The organism is Ruegeria sp. AI2, assembly GCF_056541275.1.
This window is the reverse complement of the sequence record NZ_JBQFYB010000006.1, coordinates 116,048-137,497: the sequence shown is the minus strand read 5'-3', so window position 1 is coordinate 137,497 and position 21,450 is coordinate 116,048. Positions and strand designations below refer to the sequence as shown.

The following is a 21,450-nucleotide window of genomic DNA, read 5'->3' as shown; positions in this document are numbered from 1 at the left end:
AAGCGGTGCACATGCTAGGTTCCAGGATGAAGCGGGGGACTTCAGAGGGGCAACATGTCTCAGGACCTGAGGGGCTGGCTGAGCGCAATTGGATTAAACGAGTACGCGCAGGCCTTCGCAGACAACAAAATCGATTTCTCCATCCTGCCTGATTTGACGGCCGAGGATTTGATCGAAATCGGGGTGACGGCCGTCGGTGATCGGCGGCGGCTACTGCGCGCCATTGAACAGATTGATGCCAGCCAAACATCAGTAGAGCCTGAACCTGCCGCGCAGCTCGAGCCCGCGCGCCGACAGGTTACAGTGATGTTTGCCGATCTGACCGCATTCACGAAACTATCCAGCGAGCTGGATGCAGAAGATCTGCATGCGCTGCTGAATCAATTCTTCAGCAAAGTGGACAATGTCGTCGAAAAGTATGGTGGTCGAATAGACAAGCATATCGGTGATGCGGTCATGGCCGTTTTTGGAGCGCCGATTTCGCATACCAATGACACCGAAAGGGCGGCGCGTGCTGCTGCCGAGATACATGCAGTTCTACCGACCTTGTCGCCGCCGCTTTCCTGCCACATCGGTATTGCGTCAGGTCAGGTCATTGCCAGTACGACCGGAAGTCAGTCGCATACGGAATACACCGTTACAGGGGATGGGGTGAATCTGGCGTCCCGCCTTACGGATATTTCCGCTGGGGGTGAGACACTGGTTTCACATGACATTCAGCGCGCATTGGGGCCGCTTTTCGTGGGCGAATCCATTGGTGTGAAGGCCATCAAAGGGCTGAATGATCCCGTCGAAGTTTGGCGTCTGGATCGATTGGCCCGGAACATTCGCACACGGCGTCACAAATTCATCGGGCGCGAGCGGGAGCTGTCGGTGTTCTCGGCCACATTCGACCGATGCAAACGCCACGGCAAGGGTGAAGTCCATGTGATTCTGGGTGAGCCCGGGATCGGGAAAACCCATTTGTCCGAGCAAGTCGCTGAACTGGCATCCGGCCAGTCCTACACGATCCACAACGGCGTCGTGATGGATTTCGGCGCGCGCGAAGGGCATTCGGCCATTCAGATGGTCGCCCGCAGCATTCTGGGTCTTGGCCCGTCAGACGGCGCGGAAACGGGTGCCGCAGCGGCCAGGGAGACAATCGCCAGGGGCTGGGTCAGCCCGCCGAACGCCGCGCACCTCAATGCGCTGCTTGAACTGGAGCAGGATTCGGGACTGGCCGAGGTGTTTGCGGTGATGGACAACAAGACCCGCCTGCGCGGACGGCGGCAGGTCATTGAAGAGTTGCTGTCGGCCTGCAGCCAGGAAGCCCCCCTGCTGATCCAGATCGAGGACATCCACTGGGCTTCGCCCGAGACCCTGATGATCTGCTCTCATATTGCGGCGGCAACGCGGGATATCCCTTGCGTGTTGATGATGACCAGCCGGGCCGAAGGCGACCCGATTGACCGGGATTGGCAAATGGCAACCGATGGCGCGCTGGTATCCAAGATGGAACTGGCGCCGATGGGCGAGGAACAGGCCAGACTGTTGGTCGAAGAATTCACGGCCATCGACCCCGAGTTGCTGGACACCTGCGTCAAACGCGCCGGGGGCAATCCGCTGTTTCTTGAGCAGTTGTTGCGCAATACGGATGTGCTTACACAGCAAAGCGTGCCTGGCAGTATTCAGGGGATCGTTCAGTCCCGACTGGATGCACTGGATCGAACCAGCCGCTCCGCCATTCAGGCAGCATCGGTACTGGGGCAACGGTTCTCTGCAGAAGTGCTGAACTTTATTCTGGGTGAAGGGCATCTGGATACGACCAACCTGATCCGATCCGCGCTGGTCCGAGAGGCGGGGCCTGACCTCATGTTTGCCCACGCGCTGATCAGAGATGGATCCTATGCAACGTTGGTCAAATCCGAGCGTGCGCGCCTGCACAGGCAGGCCGCCAAGTGGTTCGAGGATCGCGATGCGACCTTGTGCGCACAACATTTGGACCGGGCAGGGGCGAATAACGCCGCACAGGCGTATTTGGAAGCGGCGGACAAACTGATCCAGGCCTTCAGGTTCGACGATGCCAGCCCATTGATCGAACGTGCCCTGGAACTGCCGTCCCCTGCAGGTGTCCGGTTCGATCTGCTTTGCGCACGGGCTGAAACGCACAGGCTTCAGGGTCTGTCCGGCGACGCACTGCGTGAATTTCGGGAAGCTGCCCGTGTTGCCGAAACCGATGAGCAAATAAGCCGCGCGCATATCGGGCTTGCGCAGGCTGCGCGGCAAGCCAGCCTGTATCAGGACGCGCTAGAGGCGCTCGATCTGGCTGAATCCGCCGCCGAGCGTTGCGGGTCAGAGCGGGATGTGGCTCAGATCAACTACGTGCGCGGTAATGTCTATTTCCCACTGGGTCGGGACAAGGAAGCGCTAAGCGCCAATGAACGCGCCCTGACGCTTGCCCGCAAACTTGGCTCTGCCCGCCTTGAGGTAGGGGCGCTAAGCGGATTTGGTGATGCAAACTTCATGAAAGCCACCATGAAGACAGCGACAGGCTTTTACACGCAGGCTGTTGAGCGGGCGCGCGAAAAAGGGCTGGTCCGCGATCTGGCTGCCAATCTGCACAATCTAAGCGTGGCGCGCAGCTACACCGGGGAGGTCGCACAGGGCAAGGCGGATGCCATCGAGGCTATTGAAGTCTCGCAAAAGTACTTTGCCTTTGTTCCGGAATGCGTTGCACAGACCTGCCTGGGCGTGGCCGAGACCTTTCTGGGCAACCTCGATCAGGCGCTGGACGCTTTCAGTGTTTCAGCTGAAATTGCGGAACGCGTCGGGGCAAAAAGACTCGAGGCGCAGGCCCTTGAACATCTGGCGCGAACACAGGTTTATGCCGGACAGTCAGACCGCGCGCGTACGGCCGGTCGTCGCGCGGTTGAAATCGCGCTTGAACATGGGCGGAACTTTGTAGGACCCAAAGCTCTGTCGGCTCTGGCAATGGCCGAGACAAACCCTGATGAGCAAATGCGCTTGTTAAACCTGGGGTCTGAAATCATTGCCGAGGGATGTGTGGGGCACAGCCACTTGCATTTTTACTCGGACGCCTGCGCCGTCATGCTGGCGCGCGGCGATTGGGACTCAGCTCTTGAATATGCGGATGGGCTTGCAGCCTTCACGACCTCCGAGCCTTTGCCAATGGTCGATCTGTCCATTCGTCAAACACGCCTGCTGGCTGAAAGCGGACAGCAAAACACTCCGCCCAAACAACACGGGGGGTACGCCGATCTGACAACGCAGTTTACCGCTATGGGTATCACGCAATCCCTTCTGGGTTCAGTGGGGTTTCTGGTTGATCAGGTGACACGGCAGGAGGCTGAATGAGCGTCGAAAGAAAGGTGTGGCTGATTTCTGGCTTGTTGACCCTTGGGCTGGCCGGTCTGTTGCTCAGGCTTTGGATCGACTTGAACCATTTTGAGGGCGACCCAACGCAGCTTCCGGATCAGGCATCAGTGGATGCCTTTCTGGGTGAGCTGGGCTCGGCACCAGATTACCGCGTCAAAACGGGGATCTTCATCAAATCGTTCAGCTTTCTTGGTGCCAGCGATGTTCAGGTCACTGGCTACATCTGGCAGCACTACATCGACGGTGAACATGACAGGATCCGCCCAGCCGAAGGTGAGTTCGGTTTCCTTCTGCCCGAAGCGGTCGATACAGCAAATGGTCTGATCGAAGAGGCCTATCGGCTACCGCAAAAGGATGGCCTACTGATCGGGTGGTACTTTGAACAAACCCTTCGTCAGAGCTTTGACTACACCCGTTACCCCTTTGATCACAAGACGGTCTGGGTGCGCTTCTGGCCTGCATCTTTTGACATCAATGTTGCGCTGGTTCCCGACCTTGAGGCTTATACCGCGACCGGGCCGGATGATATTTTCGGCATCGACAGTCAGATCGTGATGGGCACGTGGGAACGTGAGAACACATATTTCGACTATAAGCTGTCAAACCTGGATACGACGTTGGGCATCGCACAGAACGCCTATCAAACCATCATGCCCGAGCTACATTATAACTTCGTCATCAAACGCAATTTCGCAAACGCGTTTATCGTGCACATGGTCCCGCTGCTTGTCGTGACAATGCTGCTGTTCGGGGCGCTGATGACCATCACGCGCCGTGAGGGGCTCGCCGATCGGCATGACTTCAGCACCTCCAGCGTGATCGGAACCTGCTCGGTTCTGTTTTTCGTGATCCTGCTGGCCCATGTGCAGTTGCGCGAAGGGTTCGCGGGCTCTCCCGTGATTTACATGGAGTCGTTCTTTTTCCTTATGTACTTCATGCTGCTGGCAGTTTCGGTCAATACGTACCTGTTTGCGTCTGACGTAGAGTCGTCGTTTCGAATTATCCACTATCGGGACAACCTTATTCCCAAGGCCGGGTTCTGGCCGTTCGTGCTGCTGTGTATGGTGGTGATCACGGCCTATAATCTCAGTTCCAAGGAAAGCCTGGAACCGCCACCAGTCACCACAGCGGAAAACTAGATTGCTGGCTCAAATCCGGGCTTGGGTTCACCCTGCGCCATATCCAGCGTGTAGTCGCTGATGACTTCGGATTTGCCGTCACGCCAGTTTTGCATGTACTTTTCAGGCTCGGCAATCACATACGCGTAAGCGGGTTTCATCACCCCATCCACGATCACGTTGATCTTTTTGCGGATATAGACGTTCTTGGGTGAGCCCGGACCATGATAACCTTCCAGTTTGTCCAGTTCGTGCAGGCCCGATTCCGTCACCCGGTAAACCTCTCCGCCTACTTGTTTGCCCATGCCCTGCTGATCGACAAGGGTCGCCATTCGGTGCAGGAAGCCACAATTCGGATTGTCGCAGAAGGGTTCATTTGGAACGATCAGCGGCATTGGTTGACGCGTGCGGGCAGGCCCGACAAAGTCATTCAAGACCCGGCTGTGAGCCTCATGGTTCGGGAACCCCTGTTTCAGGGAGCCGTATGTGAAATACAGATAGGTGGGTTCCTGAACGGCAATAAAGGTTTCGTCACGTCCCTGTTCCGCATCTTTTATCGTAAGATTGTGATCCCGCGCCCAAGCATCCAGCATGGTCCGGATTTCGGGTGTGATATCCATGCCCTGAACAAATTCAATGCATGAGGTTGCATCCATGCCTTTGGCGCGCAACAGGATGTCGACCATCCTTGGGGCTTTGTTCATCACAGCCACATGCAATGCCGTGAAACCGTGGTCGTTGACGATATTGACGTCGATATCGCGGTCAATCAAATCCTGTGCCGCTTCATAGTCTGGCTTGCCCAGATCGTGACCGCCTTCGTTCAATTCTCCTTCGCCACCAGCCGCATAATGCAGCAATGAATCGCCGTGGGCCTCGTCCACGATATTGATGCCCACGACACCTTCATCGATGGCGCGGAACACACGTTTCCATTCATTGATATCATCAGCGGCGGCAGCCTCTCGGGCCCATTTGCACACACGGTATTTTTGGTCGTCCAGTTCTTCGAATGCCTCGCCCAGTGCCTCCATGATCTGGTCAGGTGTGGCCATCATGCCAATCCCCATCCGACCGTTTGACAGCCGGCCTTCCCGGGGACCTATGAAATCAATGCCCAGTGTCTTAAGTCTTGCGACATTGTTCTGGGTGGTGATGTTGTTCCACATATTCGTGTTACAGGCCGGGCACAGGATCACGGGCTTCTTCTGGTACTGCCATGCCACAAAGACCGAGGTCAGAAGGTTATCGGCGATCCCGTTTGCCACTTTGCCCATGGTGTTGCAGGTGATAGGAGCGACGATCACGCAATCGGCCCAGTCGCATAGCGCCAGATGAGACGCTCGCACCGGCATGTCGAATTCCATGTAACGGAAGTTCCATTCATCATCGTCGCGGTAATAGTCGTTATGGGTGATCTTGGCGTCGATCCGTTCAGCGCCGAAGTCCCGAAAGAACTTTTCGGCCGAAGTGGAAGGGATCAGTTTGACATTGTGTCCGGCGTCGACGATGCGCTCAACCAGTTCGGGTATCTTGTCTGCCGCTGATGATCCGCAGGCACAAAGCAGCACGTTGCGTTTGCCGCTGCTTACCTGGTTCATCACACCTTTGGGATAGCCGAACATGTTCTTGTTCAGGCTGGGTGTCTCTTCAAGCTTGGAAACGGGAAGACCCGCTTCGATCATGCGGTCCTGAAGGTGACCCGCCTTGATCATGTCCACAATGTCTTCCAGCTTTTCGCCTTTGCTGATGCACTGGCCTTGGAAAAACAGGTAGGGAACTTTGGGTTTTTCACCTAAAGATATCAGCTGACGTCGCATCTTTATCGCGTTGGGGTCGCGACCGCCCACATCCACCTGCTTTACGCTGGTCGCACCGATGTTCGAAAGAACACTTCTGAGCATGTAGGACCACGGGTCTTCATCTTCATAAAACAGAACCATAGGGTTGTTCCGGATAATGCTGGCGACATCTCCGGGGTCTTCGGGCGGCTCAACCGTTTCGATCACCAGCAACGCCGGGTTTTCCAGATCGCGCAGGCCGCGGAAGATGTTGCCGCGAGGGGCTTGCCAGACCTGTGACGTTGCGGGGCTCATGTCGACGATCGTCACAAGGTCGGTTGCTTCATCATATGCGATACAGAGGCACCAGAATTCTTCGAGCAACGCGGTTTCCCGGTAAACGTTTACTGGTGGGCGGATGGCTTCGATCCCGGTGACCCGATTAAAGTCGATATTGATCATCAGGTGACGGTCCGTAATGGCGTCCAGGCCCTGAAGTTGCATCTTGAACCAGTCTTCGGGGGTATCGATCGATGTGTCCTCGCGCGTTCCGAAACTGCGAAGTGAACTGCTCAAGTGCACGTTTTCGGACCCGTTCAGGTATTTCTGGGCCATGTCGTGCATGTCCGCGGCCGTGGCCACCCGTGAGACAACATCCGTGAAAGAGGCTTCGGTGGCCCGCAGCAGCTCGTCTTCGTCCACCTTGTCGTCGCCGTGAATGGCGAGGCTTTCCACCAAAACACCCAAGGAGTTCATGTTCGGAGTGGCGCGGCGGAACAGGTTGCGCCGTTTCTTTGGGTCTTTTGCCAGATAGAGTGTACTGTCGACATAGTTGCATCGTTGCTTGAATGTCTTCAGATGCGTCTTGACCGCGGCACGCGCCGAGAAGCGCAAAATGCCACGCGACCGCATCGAGGTTCCATCACGGTCCGACATCGCCTTCCAAAGCCGGTCTGCGGTTGTAACCCAAAGCTTGCCGTATTTTTCAGGATGTACGTCCATCATGTGCACCAGCCCAGTGCTTGGGTTGCACTTGGCGATGACGGCAAAATGCCCGCCCGGCATATTCGCTTTGCCATGGGCGACGCCGACCTGAAAATTCGCCACCAGAATATCGTTGTCACCACCCAGCCGGTTGGACTCGTCAATCGCATCCAGCAACAGCTGCACGTTTGTCGTGTCCTCGTCCATGAAATAGGCCTGAACCTGAACCCTGTCCCGCAGGCCCTGCGAATGAATGTAGGTACACGCGACGTCAAACAGCTCACCCAGTGAGATACCGTCATTGACGACGAAAGACGAAGGCAGCGCGCATTCACGGAAAATGTCGTTCACTTCGCAACTGAAGCCCAACGCGGACATGCTGAGGGCGGCAGCCGTCACGCTGCAACAATTGATCGGCTGCTGGAAATTCTGCAATTGAACACTGACCAGATCGCCGAACATCGTGGCGAAGCAGGGTTGCCGGATTTCCTCTGGTATCTGACGCCAGTTCTCGCTGGACAGAAAAGCCAGCCGCGATCCGTCCAGCGCAAGCGCTTCGAGGCTGACGGGAATGTCCGATATCTGAAGGTGCTCTTCATAGAAATAGTCACCGACATCCGCGCTGGCCAAAGGATTTCCATTCTGCCGCAACTGAACCACACCGCGCAGAACAACATACATGCCGCTTGCTGGCAGAACCGTGTTGTCGGTCACCTCGATACATTCGAAATGAGGGTTAATAACTGACGGGTCGGCAATCTTGGCCTCGCCCGGCAGAACCTTGTATATCAGCTTCCAGTCTGCGTCATTTGGGATATATGATCTGGACGTTTCAATTTGATCTATAAGCACAACTGTTCCCCCCGGAGTTGCGTTTCAAATGTCTAAGTGCGGCCAGCCGGGGCTTTCGGGTTTTGCGATGTGCAGATACCCGTCATTCTGAGTTAAGGGCGGGTCTGTTTTTGCCTTTCACTGGCCAGAGCCGCCCTGCCAAAGAAAAAGTATAAGCAAATTGGCCCAATTGGCTGCACAGTATCCGATTTTTGAATAAAAATCACGATGGCAGTGATGTTGGGTTTAGGCGGCCCGCTCCGGCAGGCAAATATGCGGTGCACCTTATGCACCGAAGGGGGCCGAAAAGCTGTCGGATTTCAAGCTGATCTTCCGTTTAATCGGCGAACAGGTAGTCCAGCCGCATAACCGCGCTGGCCTTTTCTTCGTCCACCCCTAGAAATTCGGATATGACAGCTACGTTTTCGGCGCGCTGGGCGGTTTCCCGCAGTCGCAGGTAATTGTCCAAACCGGCGGCGCGGATTTGTTGGGACTCGTAACTCAGATCATTGCGAAGTGTCGGCAGCAGATGGGAAACAGTCTCGACCGGGCTGTTGTCCCCCGCCAAGCCGACGCGGCGCGCATGTCCGATCAGGTATTCGTCCGAATATTCGCATTCGATCTCAAGCACATGGGTTTTGGCCTGATCACCGCTGAAATCCTGAACTACGTCCAGATTGGCCGGGTCGAGGCACAGAACCAACTGGTTTGATCCGAAACTTTCGAAAAGCATTCGTACAACGGCCCGCCGATGGCGCGAGCGCTTGGTCAGCGTCGTTTCAATACCGCCCAGATCAGGCAGTTGAGTTTCCTCTTCGTTAAACAGGTATTCGACGCAGGGGATATCTGTTTCAGACGCGATCTGATCGACCAGCCTTTTGGCGACATGCCACTTCTTGCACACGATCACAAACAGCTCTCGGTCGGGGCCCAGAACACTTCCGGCCTCCCAGAAACGTTGCCCGAACCGGCGCCCGATGCGCCCCCGGCCGGCCAGAAACGCATACAGACTGCGCCCCTCGTTCGAGATGGAAAAGTCGATGCCCTCACTCGCGTAAAGTGAGCCGAGACGCTCTTTCAGCTCATGCGCCTCTGGGCTGATCTTGCGGGCAAACAAATAGTCCTGACCCAGAAGCATGTCATAGTGATCGTTGTAGAACGTGACGGGCATTCCATAATCCGAAAACATCAGAAATGTCGGTGTACGGTTTTCGATTTCACCCTTCGGGATCAGATGGCGTACCAGCGTTTGAAAGAAGGTTTCATCGGGTATCCAGGTGGTCGCAAAAAACCGGATCACGTCCCTGCGCTGTCGCAGGAAGTCCAGAATCATCTCGACCGTTCGGCGGCGCAGACACCACCATTGGCTGCCGATCATCACTTGAACGTCTTCGGGAATTCGCCGCGTCAGCCCGAAACGCTTCTGCGTTTCATATGCGGCGTAGAACTGTTTCGGCTGGGTGCGTTCATTGAAATAATGGCGATAGATCAGCCGGTCTTCTTTCATGCCGGTCTTGATCCAGTCGCTTTCGAAAAAGTCGTGGCTTTCGATGAAATCCTTGTCGTGATCATCCAGAAAACGATGGGTGTATTCTGCCGTTTTGATCGCCATGCAGTCACCGGACAGCATGTAAAAATGCGTGGCGCGGGGGAAGGTTTCGACGGCGGCCTGCAAGGCGTTCAGCGTGGCCTGCACCAGCGACCATTCTCCCCAGCCGCATTTGATACGCCTTTTGGCAAAGGTCACGTTCGGATTTTGATCCAGCGCGGAACGAATGCGCCCGTAGGCTTCGGCGCTGGCACGGGCGTCAAAGTGGATAGCCATGCAATCGCCCGCAGCGGTCAGCTGTTCAGCCTGTGCAATGATTGCATCAGGGTCCTTATGGCATAGCAATATATAAGCAATCTTCGCCATCGAGGTTAGGTAATTTCCGTTTCTGCCCGGTTTCAACCGTGATACTGAGGATGAGCGATTGAATAAACAGAATAATTTTGGTTCCTTGTTATCAAAAGCTGGCATATCGGTTTGAGACCAGACCAGCGTAGGAGGCACAGCAGATGGGTTTTCCCGGTACCTGGATGACCGAGAGCGAAAGCATGGTGTACCGCGTCGTGCCCAAATGCGCCTGCTCGACCATTGGGCAGATCATGTATTATTCGGATCACGGCCAGTTCTTTGACGGTGACATTCATGACGCCAAGGATGGCATGCACAAATGGGCCTTTGATCAGAGCCAGGATCTGATTTCCAAAAATGTGCGCGATCATGCCTCGTATTCCTTTACCTGTGTGCGCAACCCATACACGCGTATTCTGAGCTCGTTTTTCGACAAGATCTGCGGGATCCAGCGCAACGGCAAACGGTATCGTGGCAATCTGGTGCCGACGCTGATCTACAATTACGGGATCGAGGTGGGCGGTGACGATGGCAAGGGAGAGTTTGACCAAATCGCCAGCTTTCGCCGGTTCCTGCTGTTTGCGCGGGATACCATCCGCTGGCGACGCCCGATGGACCCGGACATTCACTGGTCGGCCATGTCTGGTCACGTGTCGACCTTCATTGTGAACGGTGGCCGTTATGATCGGATCTTCTGGACCGAAGCGTTTAACGACGGGATGCAGGGTGTCTTGGACAATACCAAGCTGAAGCACTCTATTTCGCTGTCCGAAATACCCCGGTTCAACGAATCCGAAGGCCATGGACCCAAGCGCGCACATCCGGTCGAGGATTATTTCGACGACCTTTCGATGCATCTGGTCTATGAGATCTACAAGCAGGATTTCGAGTTGTTCAAATACGATTTCGAAAACCCGGCCAACAAGATGCCGATCGGCGAAATCGATCTGGACGAAATTCACGCCAAGCTGGGCGATTGATCTTAAGGCTGGATGCCTCGTCCACTGTCAACGTTTCTTGCGAAACATCTGCTCTGGTTGGCCCGAGAGCGCCTGTGCATGATCGGCTTACCGGTCTGCCGCGTCAGCAGACCGGTTATGTGTCAGTTTAGACTTGGCGTACGGCACCTTTTGCCGCGCTGGTGGTCAGTTTGGCATAGGCCTTCAGCGCGGTAGACACCTTGCGTTTGCGCGGCGCAGCAGGCACCCAGCCTTTTGCGTCCTGTGCTTCGCGCCGGGCGGCAAGCTCTTCATCTGAGACGGCCAGATTGATCGAGCGGTTGGGGATGTCGATTTCAATCGTGTCGCCATTCTGGACCAGACCAATCTCTCCGCCTTCAGCCGCCTCGGGTGAGACATGGCCGATCGACAGACCGGATGTTCCGCCCGAAAATCGCCCGTCGGTTAGCAGGGCGCAGGCTTTGCCCAGACCCTTCGATTTCAGATAGGATGTCGGGTACAGCATTTCCTGCATCCCCGGACCGCCGCGCGGGCCTTCATAGCGGATCACCACCACGTCGCCTTCTTTCACCTTGCCAGTGAGAATATCGCTGACTGCCTGATCCTGGCTTTCGCACACGTAAGCCGAGCCGGTGAATTGCAGGATATTGGCATCCACACCAGCGGTTTTCACGATGCAGCCGTCGCGGGCGATGTTACCGAACAGAACCGCCAGACCACCGTCCTGACTGAACGCGTGTTCCTTGGACCGGATCACGCCGCCCTTGCGATCAGTGTCCAGTTCCTTGAACCGGTTCGACTGGCTGAACGCCTGTGTGGTGCGCACACCGCCGGGGGCGGCCTTGAACAGTTCCTGTGCCTTGGGGTTGTTGGCGATGGTGATGTCCCAGTTGGCAATCGCCTCGCCCATCGTGGCCGAGTGCACCGTGCTGCATTCGTTGTGCAGCAGGCCCGCGCGGCTGAGCTCACCCAGGATCGAGAAGATACCACCGGCACGGTGGACGTCTTCCATATGCACATTTTCGGTGTTGGGCGCGACTTTGCAGAGGCAGGGAACACGACGGCTGAGGCGGTCCATATCGGCCATGGTGAAGTCAACTTCACCCTCATGCGCGATGGCCAGCAGGTGCAGCACCGTGTTGGTCGATCCACCCATGGCGATATCAAGGCTCATGGCATTTTCGAACGCATCAAAGGTGGCAATCTCACGGGGCAGAAAGCCTTTTTCATCCAGATCGTAATGGCGCTTGGTGATCTCGACGATGCGGCGGCCAGCTTCAAGGAACAGTTCTTTGCGGTCTGCGTGCGTCGCCAGAGTCGAGCCGTTACCCGGCAGGGCCAGACCCAGTGCCTCAGCCAGACAATTCATCGAATTCGCGGTGAACATGCCCGAACACGAACCACATGTGGGACAGGCGTTTTCCTCGATGTGCTGAACCTGTTCGTCAGTGAACTTGTCGTTCGCAGCGGCCACCATAGCGTCCACAAGGTCAATCTTCTTGGCCTCCAGATCGGCGATGTCGATCTTGCCCGCTTCCATCGGACCGCCCGAGACGAAAATGGCCGGGATGTTCAGGCGCATGGCGGCCATCAGCATGCCGGGAGTGATCTTGTCACAGTTCGAAATGCAGACCATCGCATCCGCACAATGGGCGTTGACCATATATTCGACCGAATCCGCGATCACTTCGCGCGAGGGCAGCGAATACAGCATCCCGTCATGGCCCATTGCGATGCCGTCATCCACGGCGATGGTGTTGAACTCTTTCGCCACGCCACCTGCGGCTTCGATCTCGCGCGCGACCATCTGGCCCAGGTCCTTCAGATGCACGTGACCCGGCACAAACTGCGTGAACGAGTTGACGATGGCGATGATCGGTTTGCCGAAATCGTCGTCACCCATACCTGTGGCCCGCCAAAGGCCACGTGCGCCAGCCATGTTGCGGCCATGGGTAGAGGTTCTGGATCGGTACATTGGCATGATGCTGTTTTCCCTGTTGCCTCGGGTTGCATAATTCGGGGTTCGTACGTTATAGCGCACGTAGCACATGTGCGTTATAACGTACAAGGTAAATCGCAGGGCGCGGGTATGGCTATGGACGACATTACGCTGAAATTACGGGATGTACGGACAGCTTCGGGGTTGAGCCTGTCTAAAGTCGCCGAGATGACCGGGGTCAGCAAAGCCATGCTAGGTCAGATTGAGCGCGGCGAATCGAGCCCAACGATCGCCACGCTTTGGAAAATCGCCAAAGGCTTTCAGATACCGCTCAGCGGGCTGATCGATACAACGCTAGGCGATCCATCGGTCTTTCAGACTGTAACCTTTCCCGGCAGTATCGAGGTCAAGATCGTCTTTCCCTTCGATCCCGCACTGGGAGCCGAGACCTTTCACGTGAACCTTGCCGCGAACCAAAGCCACGAATCCCCGGCTCATGCCGCCGGGGTGACCGAGGAAGTATTTGTCCTCAGCGGTACTTTGGAAATTCTGCGTGGCGAGGATTGGGTGCCTTTGCAGGCCGGGCAGGGTTTGCGCTTTGCTGCGGACCTGCCGCACGGGTATCGCGCCGGTTCGCAAGGAGCCGCGTTTCTAAACATGCATCACTATGCGCAACACACTGAATCTCCTCAAAATGGCACGGCCCAGATATGACGGCTATCTTTGACACACTTACCATCGTGGATGCCATCGGCTCATTTGGGGCGCTGATCGTGGTGGCGGCGTATTTCGCGACGCAGATGCGGATGATGAATTCCGATGACCTGGCCTTTCCGGTGATCAACCTGCTGGGGTCTGTCCTGATCGTCTTTTCGCTGCTTGAGAATTTCAATCTGGCCTCGATGCTGATCGAAGGGTTTTGGATTGTGATCAGCTTCATCGGCATCATCCAGCATTTCCGCCTGCGTAAGGCGCGATAAATCCAGCGGTTAGCAAGCGCTAGCGCTATCCAGCCTTGAACGCCCATGCCACGGGGTATAGGGAAACCCCAAGCTCGCTTAGGGGAGGCTTTGATGCAGGACGATCCGAAAACCCTCGTATCCACCGAATGGCTGGCCGCGCATATGAAAGACCCGGATCTGCGGATTCTGGACGGGTCGTGGTATTTGCCCGCGCAAAACCGTGATGCCAAGGCCGAATATGATGCCGGGCATATCCCCGGAGCACGGTTCTTCGATATTGATGAGATATCAGATCACCGTTCCGACCTGCCTCATATGGCGCCACCGGTCGAAAAATTCATGTCGCGCCTGCGCGCCATGGGTGTCGGTGATGGTCATCAGGTTGTAGTTTATGATGGTGCCGGGCTGATGTCTGCTGCGCGCGTTTGGTGGCTGTTCCGTCTGATGGGGCAGGAAAACATCGCGGTTCTGGATGGGGGGTTGCCGAAGTGGCAGGCCGAGGGGCGCGAGATCGAGGATCTGCCTCCGGTCATTCGCGACCGTCACATGACTGTTCGCGTGCAAAACCAGCTTGTCCGCGATGTCACGCAAGTTTCCGCCGCCGCCAAACTGGCAGATCACGAAATTATCGATGCCCGCTCGGCCGACCGGTTTGCCGGAACCGCACCCGAGCCGCGCGAAGGGCTGCGTTCGGGCCACATTCCGGGCTCGCGCAATGTGCCCTTTGGGCAGTTGTTGAACGCCAATGGAACAATGAAGTCGCCCGAGGACTGCCGCGCCATATTCGAGGCTGCAGGCGTCGATCTGTCTAAACCGGCTATCACCTCTTGCGGTTCGGGTGTCACGGCCGCCATTCTCAGCCTTGCGTTGGAACGCATGGGCAAGAAAGACCACTCGCTTTATGACGGCTCCTGGGCTGAATGGGGTGCCTTCCCAACCCTGCCCGTCGCAACCGGAGAGAACTGATGTTCGAGAACCTGAAACCGCAGCCCGCCGACAAGATTCTGGCGCTGATGCAGATGTACCGCGAAGACCCGCGTGATCAGAAGATCGATCTGGGTGTTGGTGTCTACAAGAATGCCGAAGGCGTGACGCCGGTGATGCGCGCGGTGAAAGCCGCCGAACAGCGTATCTGGGAAGAACAGGAAACCAAGGCCTATACCGGTCTGGCCGGTGATCCGGCATATGCGGATGCGATGATCGGATTGATTTTCGGTACTTCGGTGCCGCGTGGCAACATCGCCGCAGTGGCGACACCCGGAGGCACCGGCGCCTGCCGTCAGGCGTTCGAGTTGATCCGGATGGCGAACCCTTCGGCACGTGTGTTTGTGTCGAACCCGACCTGGCCCAACCATCTGTCGATCCTGAATTACCTGGGGATGGAAACCGTTCAGTATCGTTACTTCGATGAAGAGACCCGGGGCGTCGATTTCGATGGGATGATCGCAGACCTGAAAACCGCCAAAGCGGGTGACGTGGTTTTGCTGCATGGCTGCTGTCACAATCCGACCGGTGCCAATCTGAACATGGTGCAATGGCAGGAGGTTGTGAACCTGATCAATGCACTGGGCCTCGTTGCGATGATCGACATTGCCTATCAGGGTTTTGGTGACGGTCTGGAAGAGGATGCGCAAGGCGTGCGGCTGGTGGCCTCATCGGTAAAGGAATGTCTGATTGCGGCGTCATGTTCGAAAAACTTCGGCGTCTATCGCGAGCGCACCGGGTTGCTGATGGCCGTCAGTGACAACGCGGCTGAAACGGCGTTGAATCAGGCCACTCTGGCGTTTTTGAATCGCCAGAATTACTCCTTCCCGCCGGACCACGGCGCGCGTGTGGTGACGACCATTCTTATGGATGAGGCGTTGCGGGCAGATTGGGCAACTGAGCTGGAAGAGGTTCGCCTGTCCATGCTGGGCCTGCGCCAGCAATTGGCTGACGAGTTGCAGTGTCTGGCCGGATCCGACCGGTTTGGGTTCATCGCCCAGCACCGCGGCATGTTCTCGCGTCTTGGGGCGGCACCGGAACTGGTCGAGAAACTGCGCGTTGAACACGGTATCTACATGGTCGGTGACAGTCGCCTAAACATTGCCGGGCTGAACGCAGCGACTGTGCCGATTTTGGCCAAAGCAATTGTGGATGTCGGGGTTTAGACGCCGACGCGACATTCGAAACGGAAACCCGGGCGCGAACGCCCGGGTTTTTTTTGTCAGGTGGCGGCAAGGCTTAGCCTTTCGAGAATTCGGGGTATGCTTCCATTCCCAGTTCCGCCATGTCGAGGCCGTTGATCTCATCCTCTTCGCTGACACGGATGCCGACGGTGGATTTCAGGATCGTCCACAGGATCAGTGCGCCGACAAAGGTGAAAACGCCGTATGCAGCGATACCCAGAAGCTGCGCGCCCAGGCTTGCGTCACCGTAGAAGACGACGGCAATGGTGCCCCAGATGCCACAGAACAGGTGGACCGGGATGGCACCGACAACATCATCGATCTTGAACTTGTCCAGCATCGGGACCGCGAAGACCACGATAATACCACCCACGGCACCGATCCACAGGGCACCGAACAGGGTTGGGGCCAGCGGTTCGGCCGTGATCGAGACCAGACCCGCCAGCGCGCCGTTCAGCACCATCGTCAGGTCGGGCTTCCTGTACAAAACCTGAGTCAGGATCAGCGCTGCAACCGAGCCCGAAGCAGCCGCCATGTTGGTGTTGGCAAAGATGCGTGACACGTCCGATACATCGCCCACTGTTCCCATCGCCAGCTGCGAGCCGCCGTTGAATCCGAACCAACCCAGCCACAGGATGAACGTTCCCAGGGTTGCCAGCGCCAGGTTAGAGCCGGGCATTGGGTGAACTTTGCCATCTTTGTACTTGCCGATCCGCGGACCCAGGATAAGGGCCCCTGCCAGCGCAGCCCAGCCACCGACCGAGTGTACGATGGTCGAACCGGCAAAGTCCGAGAAGCCCTTGGCATCCAGCCAGCCGCCACCCCATTTCCACGAACCGGAAATCGGGTACATGATGCCTGTCAGCACGATGACGAAGATCAGAAAGGGCCAAAGCTTGATCCGTTCCGCCACGGCGCCGGAAACGATGGATGCGGTCGCGGCCACGAACACAAGCTGGAAGAAGAAGTCCGAACCGACCGAAGCATAGTCCAGTGCCGCATCCTCTGGTGCAACACCAACCGCATCAAGCGTTGTGGTCGAAAAGAACGGGCCAAGCCAGCCCGTGATGGACCAACCGTCGCCGGGATACATCAGGTTGAACCCGATCAGCCAGTACATGATTGCGGCAAATGAAAACAATGCCACGTTCTTGATCATCTGCATGGCAACGTTTTTGGATCGTACCAGACCGCCTTCCAGCATGGCGAAACCTGCGGCCATGAAGAAAACAAGAAAGCCCGCCATCAGAAACAGCAGCGTGGTAAAGATATACTGGGTGTGCTGTGCCGCTTCGCCGGTTGCGGCGGCCTCTTGCGTAAGACCCATCTGCGGCAGCGCAACAATGGCGGCGGCAGGGATGAGAGATTTCATCAGGTTCATTGTAAGTCCTCGAATGATTGTGAGTGGGCGCACTTACAGCGCGTCCTCGTTGGTTTCCCCGGTACGCACACGCATCGCCTGTTCGACATCGAGGACAAAAATCTTGCCGTCACCGATCTTGCCGGTTTTGGCGGTTTTGGTGATGGTCTCGACGATCTGGTCGGCCATTGTCGCAGGCACCACGATCTCAAGCTTGATCTTGGGCACGAAGTTCACCGCATATTCGGCACCACGATAGATTTCGGTGTGACCGGACTGTGAGCCGAAGCCCTTGATCTCGGTTACCATCATGCCGCGCACGCCAGCCTCGGTCAGTGCTTCGCGCACCTCCTCCAGCTTGAACGGCTTGATTGTCGCAATGATCAGTTTCACGTCTTTCCCCTCTGATTGTCCGGTGGGACCGGCTTGTTTGCACCTGCAGAAAAAAAGCGCGCCGCGGCGCAGTAAGAAACGCTTTCGGGGCCAAAACCTGTCGGAAAATAATGCGAAGTTGCACAATTTTTGCACAACTTTGGCATTGTGACTAATAATTGAGCACTATAGAGAGGGGAAATTCCGGAAATTCGGACCTCTACATACTGCGGTTGTCGAGGTATGGTGACCAAAAAGTATAACCGGGCAGAGTTTGAGCATGACTGAGTCCAAGCGCCGCAAGCCGACATTGGTCGCGGATAGACGGTACCCTTCAAAGCGCCGAAAACCGGCGACGACCAAAAGCGCGGCGGGCAAGAAATCGACGGCGCGCAAAACGGCCACGCGCAAAACCACACGCAGGAAAACCCGCAAGTCATCAGGGGGCAAAGGCGGTGGTATCTTTCGCCGTTTGTTCCGGTGGATCTGGCGGCTGATCTGGGGCCTGACCTGGCGTGTCGGTGCGATTTCGGCCATGCTGCTCGCGCTGGCGGTGGGTATCGTCTACGCCACGTTGCCGGATGTGGATGCCTTGCTGGATGGGCGCGCGCGGGGTTCTGTGACCTTGCTGGATCGTGACGGCAAGGTCTTTGCCTGGCGTGGCGATCAGTTTGGTGGCGTGATCACGGCCGATACCGTGTCTCCACATCTGAAAAACGCGGTTGTCGCAACCGAAGACAAACGATTTTACCGGCATTTCGGGGTCAGCCCGCGTGGTGTCGCCAGCGCGGTCAGCATCAACCTGAAAGAAGGCCGCGGGCCTTTGTCCGGGCATGGCGGATCGACAATCACGCAACAGACCGCGAAACTGCTGTGTCTGGGTGTTCCCTATGATCCCAGCGATTGGGATTCCGAGGCCGCGTATGAGGCCGACTGCCGTCAGGGTTCCTTGTGGCGCAAGGCCAAGGAGGCAGTCTATGCGCTGGCAATGGAGGTGAAATACTCCAAGGACGAGGTCCTGACGATCTACCTGAACCGCGCCTTTCTTGGCGCAGGCGCGCGTGGGTTCGAAGCCGCAAGCCAGCGCTACTTTGGAAAATCTGCCGCCGAGGTTTCGCCCGCAGAGGCCGCGATGCTGGCTGGTCTGCTGGTTGCGCCTACACGCTATGCACCGACCAACAACCTGCAACGGTCTCAGGATCGGGCGCGGCTGGTGATCGGTCTGATGGAGGATCAGGGATATCTGACCGCCGCACAAGCCAGCGAAGCGCGTACGCGCCCGGCGCAACTGTCTGAAGCTGCAGCTGCCCGAGCGGGCGGCTATTTCGCAGATTGGGTTGTTTCGGAACTTCCCAGTTATTTTGGCGACAACACAACCGAAGATGTTGTGATTCAGACGACTTTGGATCAGCGGATTCAGCGATCTGCGGAAGAGGCTTTGCAATTCATCTTTCAGGAAAAGGTGCGCGAAGGCTCCAAGGCGCAGGCGGCCATCGTGGTCATGTCCGCGGACGGAGCGGTAAGAGCCATGGTCGGCGGCCGAGAAACACGGGTTGCCGGGGTGTTTAACCGGGCCACCATCGCCAAGCGCCAAACCGGTTCGTCCTTCAAACCTTTTGTCTACGCCACCGCGCTGGAACTCGGCTATTCACCGCTGGATACGGTGATGGATGAACCTTACTGCGTGGACATTCCCGGGTCCGGTCAATGGTGCCCCAAGAACTATACCAACAAGTACTACGGGCGCGTGTCACTGGCGGATGCGTTGAAGAACTCGCTGAATATTCCGGCGGTGAAAGTTGCCGAGATTTCGGGTTTGGATAACGTCCGCACCGTGGCCAGTGGTTTCGGCATTGCCAGCGATCTGGCGCAAGGTCCGGCCTTGGCGCTGGGCGCGTCGGAAAGCACGCTGATTGAGATGACGGGGGCTTATGCAGGTATTCTGAACGGCGGCTCTGCCGTTGAACCTTATGGCCTGACCGAGTTGAAGCTACTGGGTGATGAAGCACCTGTCATGGTTACGACAACCGGTATCGGTGAACGGGTAATCAACGACGCGGCTGCCAAACAGCTGACATGGATGATGGAACGTGTGGTGTCCGAGGGCACAGGTGGACGGGCCAAGTTGCCCGGCTGGCAGGTGGCAGGCAAAACAGGCACGACCCAGGCGGCGCGGGATGCGTGGTTCATCGGGTTTACTGCGGATTATGTAACCGGTGTTTGGATGGGCTATGACGACAACACGCCCCTATCTGGTGTGACCGGCGGAGGTTTGCCTGCGGAAATCTGGAGAGAAACCATGCTGCGTGTCACCGAAGGGATGACACCGACACCCTTGCCGATGATGGCACCAGCGCCGCCGGTTCAGGTCGCACAGCCACAACCGCGTCGAAAGCGCGGAGGCTTTGCCGATGATATCAACAATCTGCTGAAGAATATTTTTGGCGGAAACTAGAGCCTTCTCTGAGGGAAAAAACGAAAAAAGGCGGTGCATCGGGCACCGCCTTTTGTCATTTCGCTGTTTCGTGTTTCAGACGCTGGCATCCAAGGCCGCAAGGATCGCGTCGCCCATTTCAGTGGTTGATACAGGCTGAACGCCCTCATCTGCAAGCAGGTCGCCGGTGCGTACACCATCGGCCAATACTTTCTCGATCGCGGCCTCCAGACGATCCGCTTCTTCGCCCTGATCAAAGCTGTAGCGCAGGGCCATAGCAAAGCTGAGGATACAGGCGATCGGGTTGGCTTTGCCCTGACCCGCGATATCCGGGGCCGAGCCATGGACGGGTTCATACATTGCCTTGGGCCGACCATTAGCCATCGGCGCGCCCAGAGAGGCCGAAGGCAACATGCCCAGCGACCCGGTCAGCATCGCGGCGCAGTCGGACAGGATGTCACCGAACAGGTTGTCGGTCAGGATCACATCAAACTGTTTCGGTGCGCGTACAAGCTGCATCGCGCCGTTGTCGGCATACATATGGCTCAGCTCAACTTCGGGGTAGTCCGCAGCGACGCGGGTGACGACTTCGCGCCACAGGATGCCCGATTCCATCACGTTGGCTTTTTCCATCGAGCACAGCTTTTTGTTGCGGCGCATTGCCAGTTCAAAAGCCGAGCGCGCGGCGCGTTCAATCTCGGATTCGGTGTAACGCTGGGTGTTGATGCCGACGCGTTCGTTGCCTTCCTCGAAGATACCGCGCGGCTCACCGAAATAGACGCCCGACGTCAGTTCGCGCACGATCATGATGTCGAGACCGGCAACGATGTCTTTCTTCAGCGAAGAGAAATCGGCAAGCGCGTCAAAACACTGCGCGGGGCGCAGGTTCGAATACAGGTCCATTTCCTTACGCAGGCGCAGCAGGCCACGCTCGGGTTTCAGGCTGAAATCCAGATCGTCGTATTTCGGACCGCCGACGGCGCCCAGAAGAACCGCGTCAACCTCTTGCGCCTTTGCCATGGTCTCATCGGACAGAGGCTTGCCGTGGGCGTCATAGGCGGCACCACCCACCAGGTCCTCGCTCACGTCAAATTGAAGACCACGATTGGCACCGAACCAATCGATGATTCTGCGCACTTCGGCCATAACTTCTGGGCCAATTCCGTCTCCGGGCAGGATGAGGAGCGAGGGGTTGGGCATGAAGGGTCTCCTTGCGTTTTGTTGCACAGGCCCTAGCGTCTGCGCAGCATCGGGTCAATGAGACAGACCT

General features: G+C 57.0%; 14 protein-coding genes. 8 read left to right on the top strand and 6 right to left on the bottom strand.

Annotation, left to right across the window (positions count from 1 at the left end; genetic code table 11):
* The first annotated feature begins 54 nt into the window (after positions 1 to 54).
* Both ACR0LL_RS13040 and ACR0LL_RS13035 read left to right on the top strand, forming a co-directional pair.
* A complete protein-coding gene (locus tag ACR0LL_RS13040; RefSeq protein WP_480587357.1) occupies positions 55 to 3,354 on the top strand; it encodes an ATP-binding protein in 3,300 nt (1,099 codons plus the stop codon).
* Complete coding sequence (locus ACR0LL_RS13035) at positions 3,351 to 4,514, top strand: hypothetical protein (protein WP_480587354.1); 1,164 nt, start codon at positions 3,351 to 3,353, stop codon at positions 4,512 to 4,514. Before ACR0LL_RS13040 ends, ACR0LL_RS13035 begins: the two co-directional genes overlap by 4 nt.
* On the opposite strand, the gene ACR0LL_RS13030 is transcribed toward ACR0LL_RS13035, so the two are convergent.
* On the bottom strand, positions 4,511 to 8,110 hold the full coding sequence (locus ACR0LL_RS13030; protein ID WP_480587351.1) for a flavoprotein: 3,600 nt from the start codon (positions 8,108 to 8,110) through the stop codon (positions 4,511 to 4,513). The two genes, ACR0LL_RS13035 and ACR0LL_RS13030, sit on opposite strands and share 4 nt — an antisense overlap.
* A gap of 316 nt (positions 8,111 to 8,426) precedes the next feature.
* Positions 8,427 to 10,004, bottom strand: coding sequence for a DUF5928 domain-containing protein (locus ACR0LL_RS13025; protein WP_480587348.1), 1,578 nt, complete (start codon positions 10,002 to 10,004; stop codon positions 8,427 to 8,429).
* Positions 10,005 to 10,147: 143 nt separating this feature from the next.
* On the opposite strand from ACR0LL_RS13025, the gene ACR0LL_RS13020 reads away from it, so the two are divergent.
* On the top strand, positions 10,148 to 10,966 hold the full coding sequence (locus tag ACR0LL_RS13020) for a sulfotransferase family protein (RefSeq protein ID WP_267364226.1): 819 nt from the start codon (positions 10,148 to 10,150) through the stop codon (positions 10,964 to 10,966).
* Positions 10,967 to 11,093: 127 nt separating this feature from the next.
* Here ACR0LL_RS13020 and ilvD read toward each other — a convergent pair whose 3' ends face one another.
* Complete coding sequence (gene ilvD, locus ACR0LL_RS13015; protein WP_480587345.1) at positions 11,094 to 12,926, bottom strand: dihydroxy-acid dehydratase; 1,833 nt, start codon at positions 12,924 to 12,926, stop codon at positions 11,094 to 11,096.
* Between the two features lie 108 nt (positions 12,927 to 13,034).
* On the opposite strand from ilvD, the gene ACR0LL_RS13010 reads away from it, so the two are divergent.
* The 4 genes from ACR0LL_RS13010 to ACR0LL_RS12995 all read left to right on the top strand — a co-directional run bounded on the left by ACR0LL_RS13010 (position 13,035) and on the right by ACR0LL_RS12995 (position 15,996).
* Positions 13,035 to 13,598: a helix-turn-helix domain-containing protein gene (locus tag ACR0LL_RS13010; RefSeq protein WP_480587342.1), complete on the top strand. Its 564-nt coding sequence runs from the start codon at positions 13,035 to 13,037 to the stop codon at positions 13,596 to 13,598.
* Complete coding sequence (locus tag ACR0LL_RS13005; RefSeq protein ID WP_480587339.1) at positions 13,595 to 13,864, top strand: CBU_0592 family membrane protein; 270 nt, start codon at positions 13,595 to 13,597, stop codon at positions 13,862 to 13,864. The genes ACR0LL_RS13010 and ACR0LL_RS13005 overlap by 4 nt, the downstream gene beginning before the upstream one ends.
* Positions 13,865 to 13,957: 93 nt before the next feature.
* Positions 13,958 to 14,812, top strand: a complete 855-nt coding sequence (gene sseA, locus ACR0LL_RS13000; RefSeq protein WP_480488175.1) for a 3-mercaptopyruvate sulfurtransferase — start codon at positions 13,958 to 13,960, stop codon at positions 14,810 to 14,812.
* A complete protein-coding gene (locus tag ACR0LL_RS12995) occupies positions 14,812 to 15,996 on the top strand; it encodes an amino acid aminotransferase (protein ID WP_480587336.1) in 1,185 nt (394 codons plus the stop codon). The genes sseA and ACR0LL_RS12995 overlap by 1 nt, the downstream gene beginning before the upstream one ends.
* A 73-nt stretch (positions 15,997 to 16,069) precedes the next feature.
* Here ACR0LL_RS12995 and ACR0LL_RS12990 read toward each other — a convergent pair whose 3' ends face one another.
* Both ACR0LL_RS12990 and ACR0LL_RS12985 read right to left on the bottom strand, forming a co-directional pair.
* Entirely contained in the window at positions 16,070 to 17,395 is a 1,326-nt protein-coding gene (locus ACR0LL_RS12990) for an ammonium transporter (RefSeq protein ID WP_480587333.1), read from the bottom strand.
* Positions 17,396 to 17,428: 33 nt separating this feature from the next.
* Positions 17,429 to 17,767 (bottom strand): P-II family nitrogen regulator, encoded by a 339-nt coding sequence (locus ACR0LL_RS12985; RefSeq protein WP_209507249.1) that lies wholly within the window; start codon positions 17,765 to 17,767, stop codon positions 17,429 to 17,431.
* A gap of 259 nt (positions 17,768 to 18,026) precedes the next feature.
* Between ACR0LL_RS12985 and ACR0LL_RS12980 the strand changes: the two genes are divergently transcribed.
* Positions 18,027 to 20,201 (top strand): transglycosylase domain-containing protein, encoded by a 2,175-nt coding sequence (locus tag ACR0LL_RS12980; RefSeq protein WP_480587331.1) that lies wholly within the window; start codon positions 18,027 to 18,029, stop codon positions 20,199 to 20,201.
* Positions 20,202 to 20,276: 75 nt separating this feature from the next.
* Here ACR0LL_RS12980 and leuB read toward each other — a convergent pair whose 3' ends face one another.
* On the bottom strand, positions 20,277 to 21,380 hold the full coding sequence (gene leuB, locus ACR0LL_RS12975) for a 3-isopropylmalate dehydrogenase (protein ID WP_209507247.1): 1,104 nt from the start codon (positions 21,378 to 21,380) through the stop codon (positions 20,277 to 20,279).
* Between the last annotated feature and the right edge of the window lie 70 nt (positions 21,381 to 21,450).